General features: G+C 71.0%; 15 protein-coding genes and 1 pseudogene. 10 read left to right on the top strand and 6 right to left on the bottom strand.

Annotation, left to right across the window (positions count from 1 at the left end; genetic code table 11):
- Positions 1 to 136 precede the first annotated feature (136 nt).
- From ACWD4J_RS23970 to ACWD4J_RS23935, 8 genes are all read left to right on the top strand, one after another.
- Positions 137 to 646, top strand: a complete 510-nt coding sequence (locus tag ACWD4J_RS23970; protein ID WP_451397472.1) for a cupin domain-containing protein — start codon at positions 137 to 139, stop codon at positions 644 to 646.
- Entirely contained in the window at positions 643 to 1,587 is a 945-nt protein-coding gene (locus tag ACWD4J_RS23965; RefSeq protein WP_451397471.1) for an acyl-CoA thioesterase, read from the top strand. Before ACWD4J_RS23970 ends, ACWD4J_RS23965 begins: the two co-directional genes overlap by 4 nt.
- 65 nt (positions 1,588 to 1,652) lie before the next feature.
- The gene (locus ACWD4J_RS23960) at positions 1,653 to 3,314 is read left to right on the top strand and encodes an AMP-binding protein (protein ID WP_451397470.1); all 1,662 of its coding nucleotides are present in this window, start codon (positions 1,653 to 1,655) and stop codon (positions 3,312 to 3,314) included.
- 51 nt (positions 3,315 to 3,365) lie between these two features.
- Positions 3,366 to 5,747: a bifunctional salicylyl-CoA 5-hydroxylase/oxidoreductase gene (locus tag ACWD4J_RS23955; RefSeq protein ID WP_451397469.1), complete on the top strand. Its 2,382-nt coding sequence runs from the start codon at positions 3,366 to 3,368 to the stop codon at positions 5,745 to 5,747.
- Positions 5,725 to 6,174 (top strand): acyl-CoA thioesterase, encoded by a 450-nt coding sequence (locus tag ACWD4J_RS23950; RefSeq protein ID WP_451397468.1) that lies wholly within the window; start codon positions 5,725 to 5,727, stop codon positions 6,172 to 6,174. Before ACWD4J_RS23955 ends, ACWD4J_RS23950 begins: the two co-directional genes overlap by 23 nt.
- 169 nt (positions 6,175 to 6,343) lie before the next feature.
- Positions 6,344 to 7,555 (top strand): serine hydrolase domain-containing protein, encoded by a 1,212-nt coding sequence (locus ACWD4J_RS23945; RefSeq protein WP_451397467.1) that lies wholly within the window; start codon positions 6,344 to 6,346, stop codon positions 7,553 to 7,555.
- 126 nt (positions 7,556 to 7,681) lie between these two features.
- Positions 7,682 to 8,038: a DUF6204 family protein gene (locus ACWD4J_RS23940; protein WP_451397466.1), complete on the top strand. Its 357-nt coding sequence runs from the start codon at positions 7,682 to 7,684 to the stop codon at positions 8,036 to 8,038.
- Positions 8,039 to 8,138: 100 nt separating this feature from the next.
- The gene (locus ACWD4J_RS23935) at positions 8,139 to 8,894 is read left to right on the top strand and encodes a dienelactone hydrolase family protein (protein WP_451397465.1); all 756 of its coding nucleotides are present in this window, start codon (positions 8,139 to 8,141) and stop codon (positions 8,892 to 8,894) included.
- 81 nt (positions 8,895 to 8,975) lie between these two features.
- Here the strand turns inward: ACWD4J_RS23935 and ACWD4J_RS23930 are convergent, their stop codons facing one another.
- Entirely contained in the window at positions 8,976 to 9,641 is a 666-nt protein-coding gene (locus ACWD4J_RS23930) for a TetR/AcrR family transcriptional regulator (RefSeq protein ID WP_451397464.1), read from the bottom strand.
- 144 nt (positions 9,642 to 9,785) lie between these two features.
- Between ACWD4J_RS23930 and ACWD4J_RS23925 the strand changes: the two genes are divergently transcribed.
- Positions 9,786 to 10,760 (top strand): threonine/serine dehydratase, encoded by a 975-nt coding sequence (locus tag ACWD4J_RS23925; protein WP_451397463.1) that lies wholly within the window; start codon positions 9,786 to 9,788, stop codon positions 10,758 to 10,760.
- A 44-nt stretch (positions 10,761 to 10,804) separates the two neighbouring features.
- Here the strand turns inward: ACWD4J_RS23925 and ACWD4J_RS23920 are convergent, their stop codons facing one another.
- From ACWD4J_RS23920 to ACWD4J_RS23900, 5 genes are all read right to left on the bottom strand, one after another.
- Positions 10,805 to 12,826 carry a glycoside hydrolase family 31 protein gene (locus ACWD4J_RS23920; RefSeq protein WP_451397462.1) on the bottom strand — a complete coding sequence of 674 codons (2,022 nt, stop codon included), beginning with the start codon at positions 12,824 to 12,826 and terminating at the stop codon, positions 10,805 to 10,807.
- 57 nt (positions 12,827 to 12,883) lie between these two features.
- Entirely contained in the window at positions 12,884 to 13,957 is a 1,074-nt protein-coding gene (locus ACWD4J_RS23915) for a LacI family DNA-binding transcriptional regulator (protein ID WP_451397461.1), read from the bottom strand.
- A gap of 614 nt (positions 13,958 to 14,571) precedes the next feature.
- Positions 14,572 to 15,516 carry an aldo/keto reductase gene (locus tag ACWD4J_RS23910; protein WP_451397460.1) on the bottom strand — a complete coding sequence of 315 codons (945 nt, stop codon included), beginning with the start codon at positions 15,514 to 15,516 and terminating at the stop codon, positions 14,572 to 14,574.
- 84 nt (positions 15,517 to 15,600) lie between these two features.
- A complete protein-coding gene (locus tag ACWD4J_RS23905) occupies positions 15,601 to 16,224 on the bottom strand; it encodes an RraA family protein (protein ID WP_451397567.1) in 624 nt (207 codons plus the stop codon).
- A 110-nt stretch (positions 16,225 to 16,334) separates the two neighbouring features.
- A complete protein-coding gene (locus ACWD4J_RS23900; protein WP_451397459.1) occupies positions 16,335 to 17,573 on the bottom strand; it encodes a hypothetical protein in 1,239 nt (412 codons plus the stop codon).
- A 317-nt stretch (positions 17,574 to 17,890) separates the two neighbouring features.
- Between ACWD4J_RS23900 and ACWD4J_RS23895 the strand changes: the two are divergent.
- A pseudogene (locus tag ACWD4J_RS23895) lies at positions 17,891 to 17,985 on the top strand (electron transfer flavoprotein subunit beta); the annotation flags it as partial.

The raw sequence follows: 17,985 nt of genomic DNA, 5'->3' as shown, positions 1-17,985 counted from the left end.
GGTCGTGAAAAATACGAGACATCGCGCTGAGCGCCACGACGGCGCTGAACACGGCTGGACCAGACGGATGAACCACCCGGTCGACCAGACGGCTGAACAAGACGGCCGAACAACACGACTGAAACGGAGCCGACTTATGGAGCCCGTCGCGCGGCGTCAGCCGCATGTCGAACAGAGCAGCACGTACCGCCTCGAGGGCGACAACTCGATGTACCGGCTGCCCAGCGGGATCGTCGCTCCGGTGGTGACCCGTGGCGGCCACGAGGACCCGGGCACCGCCGACTCGGGCGGCGCCGTCCGCATCTCGGGCGTCAGCATCCAGCACACCCCGGCCACCAAGCTGTGGTTCGGCAAGGTCAGCAACGAGCCGGGCTACCGCTCGGTCACCCACCACCACGGCGAGGCCGAGACCGGCGGCTACGTCCTGTCGGGCCGGGCGCGCATCTACTTCGGCGAGAAGTTCGAGGACTACGTCGACATGGCGGAGGGCGACTGGGTGTTCGTACCGCCGTTCATGCCGCACATCGAGTGCAATCTCTCACGGAGCAAGCCGCTGACGTGGATGACGACCCGGACCCCGGAGAACATCGTCGTCAACCTGCCCGACGTCGCCGACGCCGACCTGCGCGACTGGCTGAGCCGATGACGGCCTCCGAGCCGACGTCAGTCGGGACGCGCCCGACCTCCGCGATCTTCACCGCGGCCGTCACCCTGACGCCCGCTCAGCCCGAGCACTTCGACCTCGCGTTCACCGCGATCACCCAGCCCTGCCCATGGCCGAAGGCGTACGGCGGCGACCTGGTCGCCCAGGCCGCGGCCGCCGCCATGCGGTCGGTGACGGACGGCAAGACGCTGCACTCGATGCACGGTTACTTCCTGCGCCCGGCCGACATCGGGGCCGAGGTGCACTACGAGGTGGAGCTGCTGCGCGACGGCCGCGGCTACAGCACCCGGCAGGTACGCGGCTACCAGAACGGCAAGCCGCTCTACGTCTGCCTCGCCAACTTCGCCGCGGGCGAGCCCGGCGGGACCTTCCAGGCCGAGCTGACCGATGCCGTCGCCGAGCTGGCCGACGCCGTCCCCGGTCCCGAGGAGCTGCCCAGTTCGGCGGAGTATCTCGCCGGGCGGAGCGGCGGCTCGATGACCGAGGAGTCGAAGGCCTACTGGTCCGGTGGCCGCAGCTTCGACATGCGGCACGTGCCCGGTCCCGTCTATCTCACCGTCGAGGGAAAGCAGGTGCCGCACCAGGCGGTGTGGCTGAAGCCGTTCGACCCGCTCCGGCCCGTCGAGGGGCTGACCGACGCGCAGCGGGACCTGGCCGCGCTCGCGTACGTCTGCGACTACACGATCCTCGAACCCGTCCTGCGCGTCCTCGACCTGCCGTGGGCCAAGCCCGAGCTGGTCACCGCGAGCCTCGACCACGCCATGTGGTTCCACCGCCCGGGACCGGTGGGCGACTGGCTCCTCTACGTCCAGGAAGCCGTCGCCGCCGACGCGGGCCGTGGCCTCGGCACCGGCCGCTTCTTCACCCTCGACCACCGTCACCTGGCCACTGTCGTCCAGGAGGGCATGATCCGCACCACCTGAACCCGCCGCTCCGGCGGCGGGCTCCCGGAAGGACGCCTCCGTTGACACCTCCGTTGACCCCTCCGTTGTCTCTTTCGACCTCTGCGCATCTGGACACGTTCGCCCGCGACCACCTTCCTCCCGCGCACCTGTGGCCGGTGATCGAGTTCACCACGCCGGAACTGCACTATCCCGAGCGGCTCAACGCCGCCACCGAGATCATCGACGCCCCCGTTTCGGCCTTCGGGCCCGGCCGCCCGGCGCTGCGTACGCCGGCCGGGGAGACCTGGACCTACGGCGAGCTGCAGAAACGGGCCAACCAGGTCGCCCAGGTGCTGACCGAGGACCTCGGTCTGGTGCCCGGGCAGCGCGTCATGCTGCGTTCCCCCAACACCCCCTGGACCGTGGCTGCTTGGCTCGGTGTGCTCAAGGCCGGTGGCGTCGTCGTGACCACCATGGCCGCGCTCCGCGCCCGGGAGATCGCCCCGGTCGTCGAGCGGACCCGGCCCTCGATCGCGCTGGTGGACCACCGGTTCGCCGAGGACGCCCACACCGTCCGGGACACCACACTGCCGTCGCTGACAGTCGTCGAGTACGGCGGTGGCGGTCCAAACGATCTCGTGGCCCGCGCCGCGGCCAAGTCCGGCCGGTTCACCAATGTGGAGACCGCCGCGGACGACGTGGCGCTCCTCGGGCCCACCTCCGGCAGTACGGGCGTCCCGAAGATCACCATGCATTTCCACCGCGACATCCTGTCCATCGACAACACCTTCGGCCGTCACACGCTGCGGCTGCGCTCCGACGACCTGGTCGCCTGTACGGCCCCCTTCGCCTTCACCTTCGGCCTCGGCATGCTCGTCGTGTTCCCGCTGCGGGCAGGCGCCTGCGCCCTGCTGACGGAGGCGGCCACCCCGCTGCAGCTCGCGGAGCTCGTCGAGCGGGAGGGCGTCACGGTGCTCGCGACGGCGCCCACGGCGTACAAGGCCATCCTGCGCGAGGGGAAGGAGCAGCAGCTCGCCGGGGTGCGGGCCGGTGTGTCGGCGGGCGAACACATTCCCAAGGACACCTGGGAGCAGCTGCGCGACAGGCTGGGACTGAGGATCATCGACGGCATCGGCGCGACCGAGCTGCTGCACATCTTCATCTCGGCCGCCGGTGACGACATCCGGCCCGGCGCCACCGGCAAGCCCGTACCGGGCTACCGCGCCACCGTCCTCGGCCTGGACGGCTCGGAGCTCGGCCCGGGCGAGCCCGGCCGGCTCGGCGTCATCGGCCCGGTCGGCTGCCGCTACCTCGACGACGAGCGCCAGAAGGACTACGTCGTGGCCGGCTGGAACGTCACCGGTGACATCTTCCACCGGGACGAGGACGGCTATTTCCACTACCACGCCCGCAGCGACAACATGATCGTCTCCTCGGGCTACAACATCGGCGGGCCCGAGGTCGAGGCCGCCATCGACACCCACCCCGACGTGGTCGAGGCAGCCGTGGTCGGCCGCCCCGACACCGAGCGCGGTTCCGTCGTGTGCGCCTTCGTCGTACTGCGCGACGGGGTGCCGGGCGACGCCGCCAAGGCCAAGGAGATCCAGGACCACGTCAAGCAGGTCCTGGCGCCCTACAAGTACCCGCGCGACGTGCGGTTCTGCGCGTCCCTGCCGCGCAATTCGAGCGGCAAGCTGCAGCGTTTCGCGCTCCGGAAGATCGTCGAGGACGAGCAGGCCGCGCTGTCTGCCTCCCCCAGTGCCTGAAGGGCCTGGGAGGTGCCCCCATTCGCAGTGAGAGCAACGAGAGGAACACCCTTGAAGATCGGGATCGTCGGCGGTGGGCCCGGTGGCCTCTATTTCGCTGCTCTGATGAAACAGCTCGACCCGTCCCACGACATCACCGTCTGGGAGCGCAACGCCCCGGACGACACGTTCGGCTTCGGCGTGGTGTTCTCGGACGAGACGCTCGGCGGCATCGAGAACGCCGACACCGAGTTCGCCGACGCCATGGCGAAGCGGTTCGCCCGCTGGACGGACATCGACATCCACGTCCATGGCAGGCGCCACACCGTCGGCGGCCAGGGCTTCGCGGCGATGAGCCGCAAGGAACTGCTCCGCCTGCTGCAGGAACGTTGCCGCGATCTGGGGGTCGTCGTGCACTTCCGGACGCTCGCCCCGGACGTAGCCGACCTCCGTGCGTCGTACGACCTGGTGGTCGCGGCCGACGGCGTCAACTCCCAGGTCCGGACGGCCTACGCGGACGTGTTCCGCCCCGCTCTGGACCGGCGCCGCAACAAGTACATGTGGCTCGGCACGGACCTGGTCTTCGAAGCCTTCCAGTTCTTCATCAAACAGACGGAGTGGGGGACCATGCAGGTCCACGGCTACCCCTACTCCGACAGCGGCTCCACCTTCATCGTCGAGATGCACGAGGACGTCTGGCGCCGGGCTGGCTTCGACGCCACCGAGGGGGCCGAGTTCCCGCCGGGCGCCTCCGACGAGCGGGCCGTCGAGCGCCTCCGCGACCTGTTCGCCGAGGAGCTCGCGGGTCACAAGGTGTTCGCCAACAACTCGAGGTGGCTCGGCTTCACCACCGTACGCAACGAGCGGTGGCACCACGGGAACCTCGTCCTCGTCGGCGACGCCGCGCACACCGCGCACTTCTCGATCGGGTCGGGCACCAAACTGGCCATGGAGGACTCGCTCGCGCTGGCCGCCTGCCTGCACGAACACCCCGGCATCGAGGCCGCGTTGACGGCCTACGAGACCGAGCGGCGCCCCGTCGTCGAGTCCACGCAGCGTGCCGCCCAGGCCTCGCTGGAGTGGTTCGAGAACATCGGCATGTACGTCGACCAGGAGCCGACCCAGTTCTGCTTCAACCTGCTGACGCGGTCGCGCCGCATCACGTACGAGAACCTGCGCACGCGCGACCAGGAGTTCGCGGATCGCGTCGACGCCGCGTTCGCCGCGTCCCAGGGCCTCGGTGACGTCGCGCCCGCGATGTTCCAGCCGTACCGGCTCGGACAGTTGGAGCTGAAGAACCGGGTGATCGTGTCCCCGATGGACATGTACTCCGCCGTCGACGGCGTACCGGGCGACTTCCATCTCGTCCACCTCGGCTCGAAGGCCATGGGCGGTGCCGGGCTGGTGATGACGGAGATGGTCTGCGTCTCGCCCGAGGGCCGCATCACGCCGGGCTGCACGGGGCTGTGGACCGACGAGCAGCGTGACTCCTGGGCGCGGATCGTGTCTTTCGTCCACGACCGCAGCACCGCGCGCATCGGCCTCCAGCTCGGCCACTCGGGCCGGAAGGGCTCGACGCGGCTCATGTGGGAGGGCATGGACGACCCGCTGGAGGAGGGGAACTGGGAGATCGTGGGCCCGTCGCCGCTCCCCTACGGCCCCGGATCGGTGGTCCCGCGCGAGCTCACCCGCGCCGACATGGACCGGATCACCTCCGATTTCGTCGCCGCGGCGCGACGCGGCGCGGAGGCGGGCTTCGACCTGCTCGAACTGCACTGTGCACACGGCTACTTGCTCTCCTCCTTCCTCTCGCCGATCGCGAACCACCGCACGGACGAGTACGGCGGCTCGCTGGAGAACCGGCTCCGGTTCGCGCTGGAGGTGTTCGACGCCGTCCGCGCCGTCTGGCCGGCCGAGCGGCCGGTGATCGTGCGTGTCTCCGCGACCGACTGGGTGCCGGACGGCAACACCGAGCACGACGCCGTCGAGATCGCCCGCGCGTTCGCCGCGCACGGGGCGGACGCGATCGACGTCTCATCGGGCCAGGTCACCAAGGACGAGCGCCCCTCGTTCGGCCGCTCCTACCAGACCCCGTTCGCGGACCGGATCCGCCACGAGGTCGCCGCCGCCACCGGCACGGCGGTCATCGCGGTCGGCGCCATCGCCTCGTACGACGACGTGAACTCGATCCTGCTGGCGGGCCGCGCCGACCTGTGCGCCATCGGCCGCACCCACCTCTACGACCCGCACTGGACGCTGCACGCGGCGGCCGAGCAGGAGTACCGGGGCGCGGCGGCTCAGTGGCCGGTGCAGTTCAGGGCCGGGAGTCGCAAGCCGCCGACCTCGCGCACCGATGCCGTACGCCCTCGTCTCTCGCTCCTGCGGGCCGACGAGTCCGACCGGAACACCCACCTGCGATGGACGCCGTCCCGTGAACCGGCACCCGTCGCCTGAGCCCGGGGACGGCGAGGGGTTCGCCCGCGCCGTCCACCGGTCCCGGGTGGAGTGGATGGACACCGACGCCGGCGGCCATCACCACAACACGTCCATCGTCCGTTTCGTCGAGGCCGCCGAGGCGACGCTGATACGGGAGCGCGGCATCGCCGGCTACTTCGGCTCCGCACCGCGCGTGCGGTACGAGGTCGACTTCGCGTCCCCGCTGTGGTTCGGGCAGGAGGTCACGACGGCCGTCGTGCTGGAGCGCGTCGGAACGTCGTCGTTGACCTTCCGGTTCGAGGTGTGGGGCGAGGCGGTCGACGGCCATCCGCGGCGGCTCGCTGCGTCGGGCCGTTATGTCACGGTCCACGTCCCCCGGAGCGGGCGTGGGAGCGCGCCGTGGCCGACCGCGTGGCTCGACGCCTTCAAGGCGGATGCCACCTAGACGCAGCGCTCACCAGGCGGGCAGGGCCGGTGTCCCCTCCGGGGCACCGGCCCTGCCACGTATTCCCAGCCGGGCGTGTGACGTAAGAAATGAATCCCGTGACAGCCGAATGATCGATCATCGATCAAAGAGGGATAGGGTGACTGCGAACGCACGCACGGGAGAGGCCATGCAGAACGACGAACCGGAATTCCAGGGCACGTTCATCAAGGGCACGGCGGCCGACGGCTTCGAGGCCGTCCGCCACGCCTTCGAGGCGAACTTCACGCATCTCGGCGAGCGCGGCGCGGCCGTCGCCGTCTATCAGGACGGCCGTCCCGTGGTCGATCTGTGGGGCGGCACCGCGGACGCCGACGCCCCTGAGGGCGTGGCCAGACCCTGGACCGAGGACACCGGGCAGATTCTGCGCTCCGCCACGAAGGGTGTGGCCGCCACGGTCCTGCTGCTCCTCGCCGACCGCGGCCGGATCGACCTGGACGCCCCGGTGTGCGACTACTGGCCGGAGTTCGGGGCCGCGGGCAAGGAGCGCATCACCGTACGGCAGTTGCTCTCCCATCAGGGCGGAGTGGCCGCGCTGGACACTCCTCTCACCGCCGCGCAGGCCGAGGACGGGATCACCGGTCCGGTGGCGGTCGCCGCACAGCGTCCGCTGTGGGAGCCGGGCACCGCGCACGGCTACCACGCGCAGACCTTCAGCTGGCTGCTCGGCGAGCTGGTCCGGCGGGTGGACGGGCGCTCGCTCGGCACCGTACTCGCCGAGGAGCTCACCGAGCCGCTCGGACTCGACCTGTGGCTCGGCCTGCCCGATGACCAGCAGGAACGGGTGGGGCGGATCGCCGCCGTCGAGCCCCCGGCCCCGAAGGACGGCACGCTGCGGATGCGTCCTCGCCGGGAGGTCGCCGAGGCGTACGCCGACCCGGCCTCACTGACGCGTCGCGCCTTCGGCACCGTCTCGCCCTCCCCGGACGAGAACGACCCGGCCTGGCGGGCCGCCGAGCTGCCCGCGTCCAACGGCATCGCCACCGCACGCGGGCTCGCCGGCCTCTACGCGGCGCTCGGCGAGGGGCGGATACTCACCCGGCGCATGCTCGCCGAGGCCCGTACCGAGCAGGCCGCCGGACGTGACCGGGTGCTGCTCGCCAGGACCCGCTTCGGGATGGGATACATGCTGCACAGCCCGGCATCCCCGATGAGCTCGCCCACGGCCTTCGGCCACCCCGGCCGCGGCGGTTCCCTCGCCTTCGCCGACCCCGAGCTGGGCATCGCCTTCGCCTACGTGACCAACGGCATGCAGCCCACGGTGACCAGCGATCCCCGCGCCCAGGCCCTGGTGCGCGCGGTCCGCGAGTCCCTCGCTCAGCGCGTCCCGGCCGCGGCGTAGCCACTGGGACGGCCGGCCGCGTCGGCGTGACCACCGCGGCCGGCCCGGCCCGCGAAGCCCGCGGGCCGGATCAGCCACCGGGACCACGGTGGAACGGAACTGATCTCGCCGCTTAGGGTGCAGGGAATGAGCACTCGCACCTTCCGTATCACCGTCCGCGGCGTCTTCGACGGACTCGAGCCCGGCCAACGCGCCGAACTCCTCGCCCGCGCGCACGAACACGACGTGCTGCACGCCGCTTTCACCCCCGAGGGGCACCTCAGCTACGACATCGCCGCCCGGTCCGCCTTCACCTTCCGTTTCCTGGACTCCGGAGAGGCCGAAGAGGACATCCTGGAGGCGACCGAACGCGCTGAAGCCGCCGCGGAAGCGTGGCTGACCGAGCGCGGCTACGGCTACAAGAACCTCAAGTCGAAGGCCGAGGACCTCTCCCAGGCGCCCCTCGGCAAACGGCAGCGCCGTGCCGCCGCCCAGAGCGGCTGACACCGAAGACCGACGACCCGAAAGCACGGCGTATCGACCGGGAACGGCCCACCGCGAACGGCCCTCGCCGAACCAGCCCAAGGAAAGAGAGCAAGCCCCCATGACCACCGTGCGTGGAACATCCCTGGACATCCCCACGCAGGACGGCACGGCCGACGCCTACCTCGCGTACCCCGACGACAACGCCCCGCACCCCGCGGTCCTGTTCTACATGGACGCGTTCGGACTCCGGCCCCAGCTGGAGAAGATGGCCGACCGCCTCGCCGAAGCCGGCTACACCGTCCTGGTCCCCAACGTCTTCTACCGCCACGGGCGTGCCCCGGTGGTCGAGGTGCCCGACCTCATCGACACCGCCGAACGCCCGGACATCTTCCAGAAGATCGGCCCGATCATGCAGTCGTTGACGCCCGAGCCGGCGATGCGCGACGCCGACGCCTATCTGCGCTGGCTCGCCGACTGCCCCCAGGCCGCCGACGGGCCGGTCGGCGTCACGGGCTACTGCATGGGAGCCCGTCTGGCCCTGCGCACCGCCGGTGCCTTTCCGGAGCGGGTCGCAGCCGCGGCCGGCTTCCACGGCGGGCAGCTGGCGACCGACGCGCCCGACAGCCCGCACCTGGCGGCGGCCCGCATCACCGCCGAGGTCTACTTCGGCCACGCCGACCAGGACCACTCGCTGCCGCAGGAGCAGATCGACCGCCTCGACAAGGCGCTCACCGATGCGGGCGTCCGTCACCAGACCGAGGTGTACGCAGGCGCGCACCACGGTTACACCCAGGCCGACACCGCCCAGTACAACGCCGAGGCGACGGAACGCCACTGGACGGCGCTGCTGTCGCTGCTGAGCCGCACGCTCTGACACACACCCGCTCGCCGCGCCTCCGGGGAGGCGCCGACGGCGTCGTCGCCTCCCCCTCGCCCGCCGCTGAAGACGCAGTGATCAGCGCCGGTTCCCCTCGGTCGTCGCCCTCATCGGGTCGGCGGCGCCGATGAGCTGGCGCAGTGCTCCGTAATAGACCTCGTGGTCGACCACGGCGGGCACGATCGCGGCCAGGTTGCCGGTCAGCGCCGGGAACTCCTCCGGGTCGAGCGCGGCCAGCGCGGTGCGCGTGGCCGCTTGGGCGGACCTGGGGTCGCGGTGGTCGACGAAGCTGGCGCTGCCCAGCGTGAGCAAGTGCATCCGCCGGTACGCGGTGATCGCCTCCTCGGGGGTCATCCCGGCCTCGAGGCTGTCGGCGAGTTGCGGTTCGACCAGTCGGGCCAGCAGGTTCGGACCCAGCCAGGGACGGGCGCCGCGCAGCGCGACCAGGCCGGGGTGGGCCGCCAGCAGCCCGTACAGCGCGGTGAACCGCGTCTCGGTGGCGGTGGCCCAGTCGGTACCGGGATCGGTCTCGGGCAGGCGGGCCGCCAGATGGTCGGTGCACAGATCCAGCAGACCGGCCAGGTCGGTGCAGCGGCGCTGGACAGAGGCGAGGGAGATGCCCAGCCGTGCGGCCAGTGCCCGGAAGGTCAACGCCGCCGGGCCGCCCTCGTCGACCAGCGACAGCGCGGCCTCGGCGATGCGGTCAGGGGTCGCGCGATCCAGGGAATCGGAGTGCCGTGGCATGTGAGTCACTGTACGATACGGTGTATCGAACAGCACGCACCCACGACCGCTCACTGTGGCGACACGAGGGCACTCGGCCCACTGTCCACCGCCGATGTCCGGTCCCATGCTCGCGCGCGCCTCTCTGCCGGCAGGAGCAACGCCATGCACCAGCTCACCTACGGCGACATCAAGGCCGCCACCGAACGGATCACCGGGCGGGTCCGCCCCGTCGTCCTCGCCCCGGCCGATCCCGGCGCGATCGGCGCCTCCGACCGCGGGCCGGCGGCGCCCGAGGTCTGGCTGGCGCTGGAGTACATGCAGCACACCGGCTCCTTCAAGGCCCGCGGCGCGCAGAACTTCCTCCAGGCCCACCGTGACGCCGGCACCCTCCCCGAGGCCGGGGTGACCATCGCCTCCGGCGGCAATGCCGGGCTGGCCTGCGCCTGGGCCGCCCGCCAGCAGGGCGTCACCGCCACCGTCTTCCTCCCGGCCACCGCCCCCGCGGTGAAGGTGGCCAGGCTGCGCGCCTACGACGCCGACGTCCGGCTGGTCGGCACGGAGTACGCCGAGGCCCTCGCCGCCTGCGAGGACTTCGTCGCCACCACCGGCGCGCTCGCCTCCCACGCCTACGACCACCCGCTGATCGCCGCCGGGGCCGGCACGCTGCTGGAGGAGATCCACGACCGGCTCCCCGACCTGGACACGGTCGTGGTCGCCGTCGGCGGCGGCGGGCTGTTCGCCGGCGTGGCGACCGCCGCCCGGCACCACGGGATTCGCACCGTCGCGGTCGAGCCGGAGAACTGCCGCGCGCTCAACGCCGCGATCCAGGCCGGCCGCCCGGTCGACGTCACCGTGGACTCCGTCGCCGCCGACTCCCTCGGCGCACGCCGCGCCTCCGCGATGGCGCTCCACGCAGCCCAGCAGGACGGCGTGCACTCCGTCCTCGTATCGGACGACGAGATCGTCCGGGCCCGCCAGAGCCTGTGGGACCACCGCAGGGTGGCGGTCGAGCACGGCACCGCCTCCGCCCTCGCCGCGCTCACCGGCCCCGATCCCGCCTACCGGCCCGGCCCCGGCGAGAAGGTCGCCGTCGTGCTGTGCGGCGCCAACACCGACCCCGGCGACCTGGTCCGCTGACCCGCCGGCGGCCGCGCCGTCCACCCGGCCGGAAGCAACGGCGATCAGCGATCCGCCGCCTCCGTCGGTGCGAAGAGACGCAGCACGTCGGACCCCTGGGCCACGAACACGGGGATGTGCTCGATCGGTGCGTCAGCGGTGACGGTCCGGCCTCCCGCGTACTCGCGGCCGGTCCAGGCGTCGGTCCAGCTCCGGCCCTCGGGAAGGTAGACCTGCCGCTCGGTCGCGCCGGCGGAGGTGACGGGCGCGACGAGGATGTCCGGGCCGAACAGGAACTGGTCCTCGACGGCCCAGGCGGCCTCGTCGTCCGGGAAGTCGACGAAGAGCGGCCGCATCGGCGGGGTGCCGTGCGCCGACGCCGTACGCATCTGCTCGTGGATGTAGGGCCGCAGCCGCTCGCGCAGATGGAGGTGGGCGGCGAGGATCTCGTACGCCTGCTCGCCGTACGACCACACCTCGTTGGGACCGCCGGTCTGTGCGTGGCCCCACGGCATGCGCGGTTCGCGGTCGCCGTGCAGCCGGAAGAGCGGGCAGAAGGCGCCGTACTGGAACCAGCGGATCATCAGTTCCCGGTAGCCGGCGTCGTCCGGGTCGCCGCCATGGAAGCCGCCGATGTCGGTGGTCCACCAGGGAATGCCCGCGATGGCGATGGACAGTCCGGCCCGCACCTGCCGGGACAGGGAGTCCCAGGTCGCGGGGATGTCCCCGGACCAGACCGCGGCCCCGTACTTCTGCGAGCCGGCCCACGCGGACCGGGACAGCAGCACCGTGCCCGGCTGCCCGGCGGCAGCCATGCCGTCCGCGAGCATACGGGCGTTGTCACGGGGGAAGACGTTCGCGGCCTGCGCCCCCGGACCTGCGTACAGCGTGAGGTTGGCCGGGTGTGCGGGGACGAGTTCCGGCTCGCAGGCGTCCAGCCAGAACACCTGGATGCCGAGGTCGAGGTAGTTGCGGCGGATCAGATCCCACACGAACGCGCGCGTGTCCGGGTTGGTCGGGTCGTAGACGGCGACGGGCATCTGCGTGGCCATGCCCTTGTCCTGTACGAGGTGGTGGAACTCGGCGCCCTGGTCGGAGCCGAGGAGCAGGCCCCGGTCGCGGAAGTCGGCGTAGTTCTCCGACAGCGGTGAGACGGTGGGCCAGATCGAGACCATCAGCTCCACACCGAGGTCGGCCAGTTCGTCGACCATGGCCTTCGGGTCGGGCCACTCCGCCTCGTCGAAGCGGTAGTCGCCCATGGCCGACCAGTGGAAGTAGTCCGTGACGATCACGGACATCGGCAGGCCCCGGCGCTTGTGCTCGCGGGCGACGGCCATGAGTTCGTCCTGGGTGCGGTAGCGCAGCTTGCACTGCCAGAAGCCGCTGGCCCACTCGGGCAGTTCGGGGGCGTGGCCGGTGACGTCGGCGTACCGGGACAGGATCTCCTTGGGGGTACGGGCGGCGGTGATCCAGTAGTCGATCTCGCGTGTCTGGTCGGCGGTCCAGGAGGTGCCGTTCTCGGCGAACTCCACGGAGCCCAGTGCCGGGACGTTCCACAGGAAGCCGTAACCACGGCTGGACAGCGCGAACGGGATGCTGACCTCGCAGTTGCGCTGCACCAGGCCCAGGCGCAGGCCCTTGTGGTCGAGCCGGCCGTGGGTGTGCTGGCCGAGGCCGTACAGGCGCTCCCCCGGGTACGCGGCGAAGCACTGCTCGACCTGGTGGACGCCCGAGCGGTTGCCCTGCCAGGAGCGGGCGCCGCGCGCCCACGGCGGGGCGGCCTCGGCGAGCAGTTCCTCGCCGCTGCTGGTACGGGTGAAGGTCAGCCGGACCTCGTCCCAGTGGCAGACGGCCGAGACGGTGAGTTCTCCGTTGACGAGCATGCCGGAGGAGTCGTCGGCGCTGACGCTCACCGGGGCGCCGTCGGCCGACGGCGGGGTGTCGTCCAGGGCCCCGATGCTCTCGGCGGGTATGCGGTACCGGGCGGCTCGCACCCGGACGCTGTCGGCACCCCACGGTTCGACACGGAGGATTTCGTGCCCCTTCTGGACCTCGAGGGTGTTGTCAACGACGCGGAACACAGGCATGGGTTGTCGCTCCTCGATCACGGGCGGGGATGAGTGCCGCTGTCGGCCGCAGTACGGTCAGAGGTCGGGTCCGGAGGCGGAGTCCCGGTGCTCGTCCGCTGGTGACCCGGCACCGGCCGCCACAGCACCGGCCGGGCCGGTGCTGGCACGCAGTGAGATCGGCGGAGCGAGCAGGTGGTGGCGGGGCGGTGCGTCGGGATGGTCGAGCCGCTCGACGAGCAGTTCGACGGCCAGGCGCCCCAGTTGCGCCGCCGGCACGTCGGCCGCCGTGAGCTGGGGGGTCACCGTCTCGGCCCATCGGGTGGCCACGACGCCGGTGACGGAGAAGTCGCGCGGCACATGGCGGCCCGCCGTGGCCAGGCCCCGGTAGATACCGCCCAGCGCGGCCTCGTTCAGCGTGACGAGGGCCGTGGTGGCAGGGTCGTCGTGCAGGATCTGCTCCAGGCAGTCCTGACCGGAAGGGGCGTCGTCCCCGCAGCAGTACGTGCGGGCGGTGAGCCCACGCTCCGCCGCGGCCTTCGTGAAGCCGTCGAACCCCCGGTGCGCGGACTCGTATCCGGCCCGCAGCAGTCGCTCGGGCCGGTTCACGAAGGCGACCCTGCGGTGGCCCAGGTCCGCGAGGTGATGGACACAGGCCGCCACAAGGGCGGTGTGATCCAGAGCGACCCACCAGTCGCTCTCCGGCTGCGCGGTGCGGCCGATGCAGACGGCGGGGAAGTTCATGTCGGTGAGGTGACCGACCCGGTCGTCCTGGAGTCTGATCTCCATCAGGATCGCGCCGTCGACGCGTCGCTCGCCCAGCAGCCGCTGAAACGAGCGGTCGCTGTCCATTCCGCTCGGCGAGAGCAGCACGTCGTAGTCGTGGATGGCCGCGGCCTCCACGACGCTGCCGATGAAATCGAGCTGCATTCCGGTGTAGTGGTCGCCGGCCGGAGGGAAGACGAGACCGATGGTGCTGGTACGGCCGTTGGCCAGGGCGCGTGCGCTCGCGTTGGGCCGGTAGCCCAGCTCGTCGATGACCCGCTGGATCTTCTCGCGGGTGTCGTCCGACACCGGGCGCTTGCCGCTCAGTGCGTACGACACGGTGCTCCGCGAGACACCGGCCCGCTTGGCGATCTCACCGATGTTCACGGGGCTCCTTCGTCGAATCGGTTCGATGCTCCCGGGAGGGGATCGTGCCAGTGGGGCGGGCGAGGGATGGGAGGGAAACGAACCGATTGTCGAACCGGTTCGCGTGAAGGGACGCTAGGAGCTGGTGGCGCAGGTGTCAACGCCTCCCACACACTTCCCGGAAACCGGCAGGTCGGCGCGCCCGCGGGCCGGACCGGCGGTGCTGACCGCCGCGGCGCGCAGAGCGTCCTGGCGGCTGCCGACCGAGGCCGGAGGGCGGTGGCGCTGGGCCGCCTGCCAGCCGGTGGCACGCCAAGCCGCCGCAGATCGACGGCACCAGGTCGCCACAGACCGATGGCTCCAAGTTGCCGCAGGTCGGTGGCGCCGGGCCGCCGCCACAGGGCGGTGGCGTGCCGGGCCGCCACAGGCCGATGGCGCCAGGCCGCCACACGGCTCCCCGAGTCCCCCACCCGCCGGCACACACAGCCTTCTCGCGGCTGCCGACCGCCGCAGGGCGGTGGCGCCGGGCCACCGCAGGCCCAAGGCGCGCCAATGCGCCGCAGGCCGACGGCGCCGGGCCGAGCCCCCCACCGCCATGGGGGCCTGACGCACCCGCCCAGACCCCGGGCATGTCCTTACGCGGACGCAGCGTCCAGCTTTGCCAGCTCCTCACCCGTCAGTTCGAGGTCTGCCACCGCGACCAGGGCCGGCAGCTGCTCGACGCTGCGGGCACTGGCGATCGGCGCGACGACCGTCGGCTGTGCGGCGAGCCACGCCAGGGCCACGGTCGGGACCTCGGCCCCGCGCTCCTGTGCGATCTCGTCGAGCGCGGCGAGGACGCGGACACCCCGCTCGCTCTCCAGGTAGGCGGCTGCCCTCCCGGCCCGCACGCTGTCGACCGTCGCGCCGGGCCGGTACTTGCCGGTCAGGAAGCCGGCGGCCAGCGCGTAGTACGGCACGGCGGCGAGACCGGCACGTTCGGCGACGGTCTGCAAGCCCCCTTCATAGGTGTCGCGGGAGACCAGGTTGTAGTGGGGCTGCAGCACGGTGTAGCGGGTCAGGCCGGTACGGTCGGCGAAGTCCAGGGACTCCTGGAGCCGCTCCGGGCTCAGGTTGGAGGCACCGACCGCCCGCACCTTGCCCGCCCGCACCAGTTCGTCGAGGGCCGTGACGATCTCGTCGACGGGCACGGACGTGTCGTCGAAGTGCGTGTAATACAGGTCGATGTAGTCGGTGCGCAGGCGCCGCAGGGACGCGTCGGCCGCCGCCTTGATGTTGGCGGCCGACAGCCCCTTGTACTGCGGGTGGGCCCCGACCTTGGTGGCGACGACGACGTCCGCGCGGTTGCCTCGCGAGGCCAGCCAGTTGCCGATGACGGTCTCGGACTCGCCTCCCTGGTTGCCCTCGACCCAGGCGGAGTAGGAGTCGGCGGTGTCGACGAAGTTGCCGCCGGCCTCCGCGTAGGCGTCGAGCACGGCGAAGGACTGCGCCTCGTCGGCGGTCCAGCCGAAGACGTTGCCGCCGAGAGCCAGCGGGAAGACCTCGAGAGCGGATGAGCCAAGCTTGCGTGGGGAAGTCATGCGAAGGTCAACGCCCGCACGGGACGAGTGCATTCCGTTTTCCGTTGCGCTTCCGTTGCGTTTCCGATGCGTCGCCCGCGTAGGTCACTCCTCGAAGCCGTTGTCGCGAAGGAACTTGTCGATGCGGGTGCGATGCGCCTCTTCCCAGGCTTCGAGTGATTCGTCGGCCTCTTTGGCTAGCTTCGCCCGGGCCGCGACGAGCAACTCCTCCTGACGTGTGCCGGGAACGACCACGACGCCCTCCTCGTCGGCCACCACGATGTCGCCGGGCTCCACCGTCACCCCGCCGCACCGGACCGGGAGGTTGAGCGGCTCGACGGCCGACTTGGTCCCGGGGATGGGGATCACCCCCCGGGCGAACACGGGAAAGCCGATCTCGCGCGCCTCGGCGACATCGCGGATCACCCCGTCGAGAACGAAGCCCGCGACGCCCCGGCGCTGGGCGACGGCGCAGACGTTACCCCCGGCAAGTGCGTAGTCCACGTCGCCCGACTCCACCACGATGACCGAACCCGGCTCCGCCCGGTGGATGGCGGCGTGCAGCATGAGGTTGTCGCCGGGAGGGCACTTCACGGTGAAGGCCGGGCCGGCCAGGCGTGACATCGGGGACCACAGGGGGCGGATGCCGATGTCCATGACCTGCTCGCGCCCCAGGAGGTCGGCGAGGATGGTCGGGGCAATGCTCGTGAATCCGCTGGCGTCGCTGATGGTCTTCCTCCTTGTGTTCCGCGTGCGTGCACATTCCACGTCCGCACGCTCCACCTCCACGAGGGGTAGCCTGCCCCACGAGAAATCTTGATGTCAAGATAAATTGCGGCTCATGCGCCGACCTTCTTTGCGCCGGCCTCCTCGACACGGACAGCGCGGGCGCGGACCACGAACGGCCGGGAGACGACGGTGATGGCAACGGAGACTGCAGCGAGAGCCGTGACCGCGGTGCCGGGGGCGACGTGCTGGGCGAGGCCGCCGGCGATCGCGGCACCGATGCCCTGCCAGGTCATCCGGCCGGCCGACTCGACGCCCTGGACCTGGCCGCGGACCGGATCGGGCGTCAGCTCGAGAAGCTGCTCCTGCAGGGGCAGGGTGGCGGCGAACCCGGCACTGGCCACGAACACCGCGGCCATCACCACCCACATGGGCGGGTGGATCGCAAACAGCAGGTAAGGCGTCGCCAGCAGCAGTCGCAGGGCGTACGCGGAGCGGCGTCGCCGGCCGGCGGTGAGCAGTCTCCCGACGGTCAGGTCCCCGAGAAGCATGCCCGCCGATCCGGCGGCCAGGAGGGCGCCGGCGTGGCCCGGAGCATAGGAGATGAACAAGGCCTCGCAGCCGACGATCAGGCCGTTGGGGACCCACAGGTTCAGCAGCAGGGCCCGCTGCCCTGAGTGGGAGAAGAGAGCGATGTTCGTCGTCCAGGTCTGGCGCAGTCCGGGGCGACGGGTCAGACGGATCGAGTGTTCCCGGACGGTCGTCGCCACTACGACCGTCCCGAGTCCGGTCAGCGCTGCTGCGACGACGAAGACTCCCTGCGGGCTCAGATACCGCAGCAGTACGGCGCCGTCGGCATAGCCGAGTATCGCCATGCCACCCGAGGTGATGTTCATCAGCGAGCGTGCCGGCGCATAGGCAGAGGTCGGCACGGCTTCAGCGAGCAGCCCCATCCGCGTGCCCGTCCCCAGCGACTGGAAGAATCCGAGCACCAGGAGCAGACCGAACCGGGCAGCCAACGGCAGCCCCGGAATCGCCTGTGCGGCAATCCCCACCAGCGAGACGCACTGGAGCACGACGACCGTCCGGCGAGGACGGCTCCCGTCCGCGACCGACATCAGCGTCAAGGCACCGAGCACCGTCGCGAACGTGGCGCCGTACATGCTCACGGCCGTCAGGAACGGGGATCCCGTCTGGTGATCGACCAGTGTGCCGAGCGCGAAGCCCGACAAGGTGCTTGCCGCGACCGTGAGCGTGAAGCTGGCGTACAGGCCGGCGAACTCACGGTTGCGGAGCAGGGATCGGTAGCCGGTGGTGGAAGGCGTGGTGGGCGCGGAGGTGTCGGAAGGCATGAAAAAAGCCTCCGGACGCACGCACACGCCGAAGGCCAACGTGCAGATTTTAGCAGGGCATTGATCCGGCCCGCCACGCCGTCGACATATGGCATCGCGTTCCCCACAAGAGAGGAACCGAGTTCCCTTCGGCGCACGTGCGACAGGGCAGCACGTTCACCTTTTGGCGATGACACTCTCGATCTCGCCGACCATACGAACGACCACGTCGACCTGCCCCGTATTAGTCCCACATCACCAAGTCCGGGACTGGATCGATGGCACTGAGTGTGCTTAGTTTAGGGCACTGAGTGCCATCACTGCCGAAGGGACCTTCAGTGAGTCTGAGGATCGTTGTCACTGTGAAGTACGTGCCCGACGCCACTGGCGACCGGCATTTCGCCGATGACCTGACCGTCGACCGTGATGACGT

It is taken from the genome of Streptomyces sp. NPDC002577, from assembly GCF_053594815.1.
Note: the sequence above shows the minus strand (reverse complement) of the source record. Positions and strands in the feature narration are given on the sequence as shown.